This window comes from Streptosporangium pseudovulgare (assembly GCF_014648055.1).
GTDB classification, from domain to species: domain Bacteria; phylum Actinomycetota; class Actinomycetes; order Streptosporangiales; family Streptosporangiaceae; genus Streptosporangium; species Streptosporangium pseudovulgare.
The window spans coordinates 20,999-31,504 of sequence record NZ_BMQJ01000038.1 but is presented as its reverse complement, the minus strand read 5'-3'; the positions used below and the strand labels follow the sequence as shown (position 1 = coordinate 31,504).

Here is a 10,506-nt window from a genome sequence, read left to right as displayed (position 1 = left end):
TCGGCCAGCCTCGCCCGCAGCTCCGGGCCGGCGCGCTCGGCCAGCGTGCGATACAACCGGGCGTGCTCGGCCCGGCGCACCTCACTGATCAGCCGGGTCAGCGTGGTGATCCCCGCGGGCAGCAGAATGCCCTCGCGCAGCATGCGCGCCACGGCACGGTCGAACAACGCCCGCGGCCCCTCGATCGTCGACCAGACCCGGGCGGCCAGGTGGTCGCGGACCTCCTGCTCGCGTTTGGAGAACTCCGACAGCTCCAGCAGATCCCGGATCTCCCAGGCGTGCTCGCAGGCGGTCTTCGGCCGGGTCAGGCACTCCGGCGCGCCCGCCGGGTCGATGTCGAGTTGCTCGGCGGCGAACTCCAACACGTCCCTGGGCACGTCGAGAGGGTCTTCGGCCAGGAAGGCGCCGAGCATCCGCACGGTGCCCCACTGCACCGCCCACCCAAGCTTCGTCGCCGGACGGCGCTTACCCGCCAGCGCCTGCAGCGCCTTGGCGTCCAGCCGGAAGAACTGCTCGAGCTCGGCCACCGACACCTCGGGCCGGAACCGGCGATAGCGGGCTACTTGCTCATCTGAGAGGAAATCCACAGGCATGAGCAGGCACGTTAGGGCGCTCGACCAGGGCAAACAGGCGTCGTCACCGAATCATCGTCAAGATCGACTCCGTAGCGCCAAAATCCGGTCCGATCCTCCCCGAAGGCCGATCCTGGGCAGGGGCGGGCGTTCTCCCATGACTGCTGGTTGAGCGCGCCCGCACCGAACATCAACGTGCGCGCCCGTCGGAGAGGTCGCTTTCGCGGCCCCAGCCGCCGGGGATGAGCAAGGCAAGCCGGTCCTCAAGGAATTGTGCGCAGGCCCGCGCCACAGCTTCGGGGAGCACGTCCAGCCGCCCCTGGCGGATGTCACGGTTCAGGTTGAACAGGAGGCCGGGCCGGGGCAGGAGTTCGTCAGGGTCGTCGATATGGTCCAGGTAGGCCCGCACCAGATTCGTCAGCTCGCCTTCGAACCGGTCGGCCCGGCCCAGGCGAAGGAGGCCGTCGATCGCGTACTGCCAGGCGACGAGGTAACGCCAGTCCTTGCCGTCCCGGGCGAAGTACGCGCGGTTCAGGGTCTCGAAGTGGTGTACCACCGAGGCGTGGTCACCCTTCTCGTGGCAGAGGATGATGGCGTGGTAGCGGGCCCAATGGTGTCCAGGCCGCAGCCGCATCGCCAGAGCCATCTCCTCCAGCGCCTCCTGCGCGACGGCGGTCTCCTGCCGGGAGAGCAGGAAGAGGGCGTAACCACGTATGTAGTGGGTGTCGGCCACCCCGGGCGCTTGCTCGGCCAGTGCCTCGGACTCCGCCAGCAGCCTGCTCAGGCAGGGCCCCGGCCCTGTCTCCGGCTGTTCCTCGTCCTCCGCGGCTTCCAGCAGGTCCAGGATCCGCTGGAAGCAGTCGGGCAGGTCGAGCGTCATCATCCTCCTCGGTGCCCGATTCCCTTGGCCTTGGCCGGCCACTGGCCGGCCGTCTTCAGCGATTCTTCCTTGATTTCCGGAAGGAGATGAGGATCGTCCCTTACGAACTCCTTCAGCGCCGCGGCCGACCGCTTGAATCCCTGGCCATGCCGGCCGCTCACCAGGCCGGTGTCGCCTCGGTACTTGTCCGGGATCTGCTTCTTCACTTCGTTGACGTACTTGCTGACCTCGATCCAGTTCCGGTCATCCCTGACGACGGGGCAGGGCGACGCGGCAGCCAGGGACGTCACAGAGGCATGCCAGGCATCGGGGAGCGCATGCTGGGGCGCGGAGGCGGGGCTGTTGATACCAGGGTGCCAGGCCGCGGGGCGGGTGCCCGCGCTCGTGCCGGGCGTGCAGCCGGTGTTGTCGTGTTCTTTGCGGGCCTGGTCGAGGAGTCGCTTGGCCTCGACGGCGGTGAGGGCGCGGGCGGCTCCTCACCGAACGGGCCAGCGAGCCGTTCGACTGGGTGGTGCTGCCCATCCCCGGCACCGGCGGCCACGGCAAAGCCCGCTACGAAGCGATGCTCGCGATCAGCAGCGCGTACGGCTGCACCCGGGCGGCCTACCCGGCCGGGGCATGTCCCCGCGACTGCCTGGCCGCCGGCATTTCGCAGCGCCGAACCGGCCGACGCGGTTGCCGAAAGAGCCGCGAGCTTAGTCCTGCACTGGATCGAGGTCATCGACACGTTGTTCCCGCATGCCGTTGAGCACCAGGAGGTAGCCGGTCTCCAGGGCGCTGCACATCGTCATGGCCTGATCGTAGGGAGGTCAGCCCGGTAGCCGGATCAGGTATTGGCCCCTCAGGAGCGGTGGAACCGAATCCGGCGATAAGACATGCGCCTTACCGGGCGCGCCCGGCGCCCAGAACCCCGGCATCACCCCTTGGCGCCGGATTCGGCGGCACCCCGGCCTACAAGTCGCCCGAACAGGCCGACGGCAAGCCCGCCGACGCCCGCTCGGACCTGTACTCGGTCGGATGCGTGCTGTATGAGGTGCTCACCGGCCGACCGCCCTTCACCGGCGACTCACCTGCCGTCGTGCTCTTCCAGCACCTGCACAAGGCTCCGCAGCCGCTCTCGCAGCTGAATCCGGCCCTGGCCCTCTTCTGGGAGCAGGTACTGGCGACCGCGCTGGCCAAAGACCCCCGGCAACGCCATTGAGATGCCGCTGCGATGCGGCAGGCCATCGAAACCGGCTCAGCCGCCCTCACCACCCAGGCGCTTCGGCCGGCCCCTCACCGGCCACACCGGCGCCGTCTCCTCGGTGGTGTTCTGGACGCCGAGACCACCCGCCTGTTCGAGGCTTCCAGGGGCACCTATGGCTTCCCTCGGTTCACCCATGACCTGCACCAGGCCGGCTGGCGGGTGTCGAAGAACACGGTGGTGATACGGATGGCCGAGCTCGGCCTGGCCGGGCGGCCGCCCAAGAAGTGGCGGTCGCTGACCCGCCAAGGCGGGCGCCCGGCCGCGGCCGAGGCGCTCAACGGCACGCTCACGAAGGAGCACGGCCGATCATCATGCCGCACGTGGTTCCGCCTCCCGAGGCGCCAGAGCTCGCGCCGTCGCGGAGTCATGACCTGGGCGGATGTAATTACCGGCAGGCGCGCCGTCCGAAGACGACAATTCATCACGGCACTGCGCCATAAGAAGCCTCGACAATTCCATTCGTTCGCCATAAAGTCCCCATAGACCCGCCATGTAAAAAGCCGCAACCTGCGGGGACGGAGCGATTGATTACGCTGGCGGACATAGCCTCGTTGCCGATTCGAACATTTCCGCACGGCTTTGTCCAGCTCTTGTCGTGAACTTATACGGGCCTTACCCTTCGGGTGATCAATTCGCTTTCCCCTGCACGCGGAGGCCCCAGTTGCGCCGATTAACGTTCTCCACCGCCATGGCGGTGATACTCGTCTCCCAGCTCGTTCCGGAGGTGTCCGCCGCCACCGTCGCCGAACCGCCGCCGGCCGAGGTCCAGGAGGTGGGCCCCGGCCAGTATTCCGCCGACACCAAGACCTTCAAGCTCACCGAGCTCGACGTGTCCAACGGCCTGATCATGCGCAAGCACGGCGTGACCGTCCTCGACAGCGGCCTGGCGCAACCGCAGTCAGCGCCCGCCTCCCGTCCCGAGGCAGGCGTCTTCGGGCCTGGATGGCACGCCGAGTTCGCCGGCGGCCAGATCAATCGGAAGCTGGAGGCCCAGAACGGGGCGATCGTCGTCACCGATCTCGAGGAGGGTGTCCCGACTCGGTATGCCCTGAAGAGCAGTCTCTCGCTGCCCAACGGCGGTGGCATCCAGACGTACCAGAGCGCCGACGGCTCCAAGGTGACCGAAACGACCAAATGGGACGCGGCCGCCGGGGCGCTGCGTACCACGATGACCGAGACGATCCCCCTCGACGAGGCCACGCGGCAGGCCGACGACGCCACCTGGACCAACCCCGACGGCTCCCCTGTCAGTGCCGACGACCTCACCACCACCTACACCTGGCAGCGGCAGTCCGGCCTGCCGGCCGCCGACAACTGGCGGGTGACCGGCGTCGGCACCGCCGCGTACGGCACGAGGACGGTGGGCTACGACAGCCAGGGAAGGGTCAGCTCCGTCAGGGAGCCCGCCGGCGTGCAGAGCCCTGAAGCGCTGCTCACCTTCAAATACGCCACGGCGACCACGGCGACCGGTACCTCGTTCGGCGACTACGCGGGCCGGATCAAGGAGATCGCCGTCGCCCTCGGCGCCGAAGCGCCGCAGACGCAGGCTCGTTACGCGTATGACGAGGGCGGGCTGTTGCGCGCGGTGACCGATCCCAGCGTCGCCGCCACCCAGGCGACCTACGCCTACGACGCGGCCGGACGCCTGGCGTCGATCGACTCGGCCACCAACGGCGCGTGGCGGCTCAGCTTCCCGGCGGGCGCCACCGCCCCCGTGGCCTCGGCGACCGACGCCGGCCGGCCGGTCTCCGGCGAGCCGGCCGAGGGCCCGGCCGGTGCGGACGGCAGTGCCGCCACCGAACCGTCGGCGGGCGACTTCCTGCCGGACGGCGTGGACCCCCCGCAGTCCTACCCCAGCAAGTGCAACACGGCGAAGACGTGGATGTGGTACACGAAGTCGGGCTGCACGGCCTTCGCCTATCACCACGGCTGGAAGTGGCCCGGCTGGAAGCGGACCGCCAGCGGCTTCAAGGTCAGGGGCATCTATCACGACCACTGCACGAGTCCTACCGGAAGCAGGCCCGGGGGCTTCGACTTCCGGCCGGCCTGTGACTCTCACGACTACGGCTATGGGCTGATCACTAACAAGAAGATGAAGTACAAGTATTACCTGGACCGGAATCGCAAGGCGGACGTGGACGCCATGTTCTTCGGCACGATGTACGACAAGGTATGCGGCGGCTATTTCATTATTACCCGCCCAACCTGCCGAGGAATAGCGATTATTTACTACGACGCCGTCCGCAGATTCGGGAATCCGCAGTAGAGGCGTAAGTCCTTCAGGCCGGGTGGCGGGAGGCCCGCCACCTGGTGCCGCCGGTCCTCGTCTTCACCCCTTTTCTTCACACCCGCATCGACAGCGCCACAGCTATCCATAGACAGGGCGAAATATGCCATGAAAAGGTTTTTGGCCGTCACGTTAGCGTTAGTCGTCACGGCGTTCCCGGGCGTCCAGACGGCGACGGCGACCCCGACCCCCCAGCCGTCCGGCGTGGACACGCCCGGCGTGCAACCCCCCGCCGTCGATCCTGCCCTCCGCAAGCGAACGACCGGCGACCGCAAGGTGCGCGTCAACGTGGTCACCAGGTCCCGGGCCCAGCTCGCCGCCGCGACCGGCGCCGGAACCCCCTTGACGGCCTTCTCCCGCTACCCGGTGGTCACCATGCGGGTCGACGCGGCCGGCCTGGACAAGCTGGCCGCACAGAGCGGCGTGGTGAGCGTCACCGAGGACGTCCCGGTGCCGCCGGTCCTCGCCGAGAGCGTCCCCCTGATCGGCGGCGACAAGACCAGGGCCGCGGGCCTGACCGGTGCCGGCAGCGCGGTCGCCGTGCTCGACACCGGGGTGGCCCGCACCCACCCCTTCCTTGCCGGCCGGATCGTCGCCGAGGCATGCTTCTCGCCCGCCGACACCGTCTACGGTGCCTCCAGCCTGTGCCCCAACGGTGAGGACGAGCAGGAGGGTACCGGGTCGGCCGATTCCGGCCAGGGACCCTGCGCGGACGCCCAGCTCGACTGTGACCATGGCACCCACGTGGCGGGCATCGCCGCCGGCAACGGCGCGAACGTCGGTGGGGCCCCGCCGGCCGGTGTGGCTCCCGGAGCGAGCCTGGTCGCGATCCAGGTGTTCAGCAAGTTCGACTCCGAGGACTTCTGCGGCGCGGGTGCCGCGCCGTGCGTGCTGAGCTTCACCAGCGCCCAGCTTCTCGCGCTTGAGAAGGTCCTGGAGCTCAAGGAGTCCGGCATCCCGCTCGTGGCCGCCAACCTGAGCCTGGGGTCCGGCAGGCACACCGAGGACTGCGGGGGTATGGACGTGCGGGCACCGGCCATCGACGACCTGCTGGCCGCGGGGGTGGCCACCGTGATCGCCGCGGGGAACGACGGGTACGGCGACGCCGTGTCCGCTCCCGCCTGCGTCTCCTCGGCCGTCGCCGTGGGCGCCACCACCGACGAGGACGCCGTCGCCGGCTTCAGCAACCGCGGCGCGCTGCTGGACCTGCTGGCCCCCGGCACGGGCATCCTGTCCTCCGCGCGCGGTGGCAAGTGGGCGACCATGAGCGGCACCTCGATGGCCGCCCCGCACGTCACCGGCGCGCTGGCCGTGCTCCGGCAGAAGTTCCCCGCCGAGAGCATCGGCGACCTCATCTCGCGGATGAAGAGCACGGGCAAGACGATCACGTACGCGTCCACCGGCACCCCCCGGCTCCGGCTGGACGCCGCCGCCCTCGGCACCGCGCCGAGCCCCACCCCGACACCGACACCGACGCCCACCCCCACGCCGACGCCCGACCCCGGGCAATGGCCGCGCTACTTCGCCAACACCGGCAAGTACAAGATCCCGGACCCGGGCAAGGCGGAATCGCCGATCACGGTGAGCGGCCTGCACGGCAGCGGGCCGGTGTACCTGAACGTCTACGTCGACATCTCGCACGGCTGGGTCGGGGACCTGGCGCTCGACCTGGTCAGCCCGGGCGGCAGGATCTACCACCTGCAGAACCCCTCGCCCAGCGGCGCGACGGCCCTCCAGGAGGTCTACCGGGTGAACGCCAGCGCGGTGACGGCTCCGAACGGGACGTGGAAGCTGCGCGCCACGGACGCCTATTCCGGCGGTACCGGCACCATCAACAGCTGGTCCATGGACATCCCCTACTTCGAGAACTGGACCGACTACTCCATCCCCGACAGCGGCGCCGTCGAATCGCCCATCACGGTCACCGGGTGGTTCCCCGGCAACGCCTACGACGACGTGACGGTCGGCGTCGTCATCGATCACACGTGGCGAGGTGACCTGCAGCTCGACCTGATCAGCCCGAGCGGCGCCGTCTACAAGCTGCGCCTGCCGGACGCCGGCGACAGCGCCGACGAGATCCAGGAGGTCTACTGGGTGAACGCGAGCGCGTCACCGGCCAACGGGACCTGGAGGCTACGCGTCAAGGACGTCACCGCCGGCGACACAGGACACATCGACGGATGGTGGCTCACCTTCTGACCGGATGACCGCGAACACCCCGGCCGCCACTTCCGCGGCCGGGGCATCGCCTGCGGCGGCCGTTCGCCGCCGGTCGTTCCGCTCTGTCGCAACACGTCCAGCCCTGGCATCCTTGCGATCAAGGACTTACCCACGGCCCACAAGTGTGACAGCGGACGACTAACGGGAGCCCAGCATGGTGGACGTGACCTTCGGCGTCTTGGGGCCGGTGTGCATCCGGGTGGGCGGACGGCCGGCCGCCTGGCCGCGCGGCAAGACGGGCGCGGTGCTGGCCAGTCTGCTGCTGCACGTCAACACCACGGTGTCCAGAGACCGCCTGATCGCCTCGCTCTGGGACGCGCCGCCGTCCTCAGCCGTCGCCAACGTGCAGTCCTACATCACCCAGTTGCGCAGGATGCTCCCGGCCGATGCCCGCCTCCTCACCCGAGGCTCCGGGTACGCGCTGGAGGCCCCGCCGGAGCAGGTCGATCTGCTCGTCTTCGACGCGGAGTTCCAGGTCGCGCGGTCAGAGGCCGGCAGGGATGAGGCCGAGGCCGCGACGCAGCGGTTGCAGAGGGCGCTCACCCTGTGGCGCGGGCGGCCCGCGGAGGGCAGTCCGCTGCGCGGCGACATGCTCGCCCGCGTCGGCGAGGTGCAGGAGTGGCACACGCAGGCACGGCTCGAACTCGCCGCGCTGAAGCTCAGCCTCGGCCGGCCGCACGACACCCTCAGCGACCTTCGCCGCTTACTGGCCGAGCAACCGCGACGGGAACGAGTCTGGTATCTGCTGATGCGGGCACTGGTGCTCTGCGGGCGGCCCGACGAGGCCATCGAAGCCTACCGGCAGGCCTGTGACGCGCTGGCGGACGGAGCAGGAACCGAACCCGGGCAGGACCTGCGGAGGCTGCGGGCAGAACTCCTCGGCAGGGAGACGGATGCCGGCACGCCTCAGCGACAGAGTCCGCCTGTCTGCCTGTTGCCGCCGGACATCGTCGACTTCGTCGGCAGGCGGGAGGAACTGGCGACGGCGATCGGCACGCTGCGCCGGCACCAGGCGCAGAGCACGCCAGACGCGGCCCTCGACGGGCCGATGGTGCCGGTATGCGTGGTGTCGGGCCAAGGCGGCGTGGGCAAGACGGCCCTGGCGGTCCACCTCGCCCATCGCCTGCGGCGTGACTTCCCCGACGGGCAGTTGCACGTCAACCTGCGAGGCGAGGGCAACCATCCCGCGGACCCTGAGGAGGTGCTGGGCCGGCTCCTGCGCGCGCTCGGGGCCGACCCCGCCGCGCTTCCTGCGGGGCTGGCGCAGCGGGAGGAGCTGTACCGCGGGATCCTCGCGAACGGGCGCTACCTCGTGGTGCTGGACGACGCGCACGACGAAGGCCAGGTCCGTCCGCTGCTGCCCGGCACGTCCGGATGCGCGGTCCTGGTCACCAGCCGGCGCAGGCTGACGGGCCTGCCCGCGGCACGGGTCATCGACCTGCCGACGATGCCACCGCAGGAGGCCGTCGACCTCCTGCGGAACATCATCGGCGCCGAGCGCGCCGCCCGGGAGCCGCAGAACGCCGCCAGGCTCGTGCGCCTGTGCGACTGCCTGCCGCTGGCGGTGCGCATCGCCGGGGCCAAACTCGCCGCCCGGCCGCACTGGCACCTCGACCAGCTCGTCAGCAGACTGAACGACTCCAGCGGGCCGTTGAGCCGGCTCTCCCACGGCTCACAGGCCGTGCGGGCCAGCCTCGCCGTCGGCTACCAGGGACTGCGCCCGGAGGCACAGCGGCTCTTCCGCCTCCTCGGCCTGCTGGAGGCACCGGACTTCGCCACCTGGCCGGCCGCTGCCCTGCTGGGCATGCCGTACGCCGAGGCGGAGGATCTGATGGAGGAGCTGGCCGACATCCGTCTCCTCGAGGTCGCCGGCCGCGACCCGACCGGGCAGACCCGCTATCGTCTCCACGACCTGACCCGGGCGTACGCCCGCGAGTGCGGAGAGCAAAGAGACGGCGAGGACGAACGCGCCGCCGCGCTGCGGCGAGTCCTGAGCGCCTGGCTCACGCTGACCCGACAGGCCCACGTGCGGCTGTGCGGCGGTGACTACCGGCTGCCGCGCCCCACCAGTCCTTCGTGGGCCGCCGCCGTGGACGTCGCGGGACGCCACGTCCTGCCGGACCCTCTGGGCTGGGCGGACGCCGAACGAGCGGGCATCGTCGCCGCGGTCCGTCAGTGCGCGGCGCTGGGGGCTCACGAGATCGGCTGGGAGCTGGCCGCCGCCGGCCTGCACCTGTTCGAGACCCGCGGTCATTACGACGAGTGGCGCATCACCCATGAGATCGCCCTGCCCGCCGCGCGGGCGGCGGGAGACGTCCGCGGTCAGGCGCACATGCTCAACGGGCTCGGGCGGCTGTTCTTCGCCCGCAACGACACGCGCGCCTGCGAACAGTCGCTCAAGGAGGCCCTTGAGCTGTTCGAGCAGGCCGCGGACCGCCACGGTCATGCTCTGACCCTGGCCAACATGGCCGAGTTCCACCGGCTGCGCAACCGCCATGACCAGGCGCTGGCCTGCTACGAGCGGGCGCTCGTCGGGCTGGCGGAGGCCGGTGACCGGGGTACGGAGATCTCCGTGCTGCGAGGTCTCGGCCGGATGTACTTCTCACAGGGCCGGCTCGAACACGCGACCTCCTATACACGGCGGGCAATGCGACTGGCGCATGACATCGGCGACGTGCGGGCGCGGGAGTTCACCCGCATCGTCCTCGGCGAGATCGAACTCGCACGCGGTGACCTGCCGGCCGCCGAAATGTGCTTCACCCAGGCGATGGACGGCCTCGGCACGCTCGGATTCCCCATGGGGATCGCCTACGCCCGCCTAGGGCTGGCCACCGCCAGGCTCGCCCGACACGACCTGACCGACGCCGACCACCTCCTCGGGCAGGCTCTGGCCGCGTACCGGGACGCCTTCGACACCGTCGGCCAGGCCCGGGTCCTGCTCGCCTCGGCAGAGGTACGGCGCCGGCAGCGGCGGTTCGGCGAGGCGATCGCCATGCTGACCGACGCCGCGGACACCTACCAGGCCATCGCCTCACCGTACCGGTACGGCGTCGCCCTGCGGGCCTTGGCCGAGGTGCACCGCGAGGCCGGCGACCTTTCCTCGGCCATTGAGACCTGGGAGCGCTGCCTGAAGACCCTGACGGCTCTGGACGCTCCGGAAGCGAATGAAGTCGCCGCCCTCCTGAGACGGCATGCGCCAGGCCGGTACACGGGCGACAGGACGGTCACGGCCGCGGGTTCAGGAAGCGCTGAGGCGTTTCGCGCCAGTTGAGGCCATGCGGTGACTCTGATGACGCAGGGC

Annotated in this window: 8 protein-coding genes; 5 read left to right on the top strand and 3 right to left on the bottom strand. The window is 70.1% G+C overall.

Annotated features, from left to right (window positions below):
* From IEZ10_RS37590 to IEZ10_RS37580, 3 genes are all read right to left on the bottom strand, one after another.
* A partial coding sequence (locus IEZ10_RS37590; protein ID WP_189251268.1) for a DUF4158 domain-containing protein occupies window positions 1-593 on the bottom strand: 593 nt, incomplete at its 3' end.
* Between the two features lie 169 nt (window positions 594-762).
* On the bottom strand, window positions 763-1,455 hold the full coding sequence (locus IEZ10_RS37585; RefSeq protein ID WP_189251267.1) for a hypothetical protein: 693 nt from the start codon (window positions 1,453-1,455) through the stop codon (window positions 763-765).
* Window positions 1,452-1,742: a hypothetical protein gene (locus tag IEZ10_RS37580; protein WP_189251266.1), complete on the bottom strand. Its 291-nt coding sequence runs from the start codon at window positions 1,740-1,742 to the stop codon at window positions 1,452-1,454. Before IEZ10_RS37580 ends, IEZ10_RS37585 begins: the two co-directional genes overlap by 4 nt.
* 560 nt (window positions 1,743-2,302) lie before the next feature.
* On the opposite strand from IEZ10_RS37580, the gene IEZ10_RS40360 reads away from it, so the two are divergent.
* From IEZ10_RS40360 to IEZ10_RS37555, 5 genes are all read left to right on the top strand, one after another.
* Complete coding sequence (locus IEZ10_RS40360) at window positions 2,303-2,653, top strand: protein kinase domain-containing protein (RefSeq protein WP_189251265.1); 351 nt, start codon at window positions 2,303-2,305, stop codon at window positions 2,651-2,653.
* Between the two features lie 12 nt (window positions 2,654-2,665).
* Window positions 2,666-3,181 carry an IS3 family transposase gene (locus tag IEZ10_RS37570; protein ID WP_189251264.1) on the top strand — a complete coding sequence of 172 codons (516 nt, stop codon included), beginning with the start codon at window positions 2,666-2,668 and terminating at the stop codon, window positions 3,179-3,181.
* A gap of 178 nt (window positions 3,182-3,359) precedes the next feature.
* Window positions 3,360-4,964, top strand: coding sequence for a phospholipase A2 (locus IEZ10_RS37565; protein WP_229812056.1), 1,605 nt, complete (start codon window positions 3,360-3,362; stop codon window positions 4,962-4,964).
* A 240-nt stretch (window positions 4,965-5,204) separates the two neighbouring features.
* Window positions 5,205-7,184 carry a S8 family serine peptidase gene (locus IEZ10_RS40175; RefSeq protein WP_268246430.1) on the top strand — a complete coding sequence of 660 codons (1,980 nt, stop codon included), beginning with the start codon at window positions 5,205-5,207 and terminating at the stop codon, window positions 7,182-7,184.
* 175 nt (window positions 7,185-7,359) lie between these two features.
* Window positions 7,360-10,476 (top strand): AfsR/SARP family transcriptional regulator, encoded by a 3,117-nt coding sequence (locus IEZ10_RS37555; RefSeq protein WP_189251262.1) that lies wholly within the window; start codon window positions 7,360-7,362, stop codon window positions 10,474-10,476.
* Window positions 10,477-10,506: the final 30 nt, after the last annotated feature.

Excerpts from the sequence above, each read along its gene's own strand:
- IEZ10_RS37555 (WP_189251262.1), top strand. The coding sequence starts at position 7,360 with ATGGTGGACGTGACCTTCGGCGTCTTGGGGCCGGTGTGCATCCGGGTG.
- IEZ10_RS37585 (WP_189251267.1), bottom strand. The coding sequence starts at position 1,455 with ATGATGACGCTCGACCTGCCCGACTGCTTCCAGCGGATCCTGGACCTG.
- IEZ10_RS37570 (WP_189251264.1), top strand. The coding sequence starts at position 2,666 with ATGCGGCAGGCCATCGAAACCGGCTCAGCCGCCCTCACCACCCAGGCG.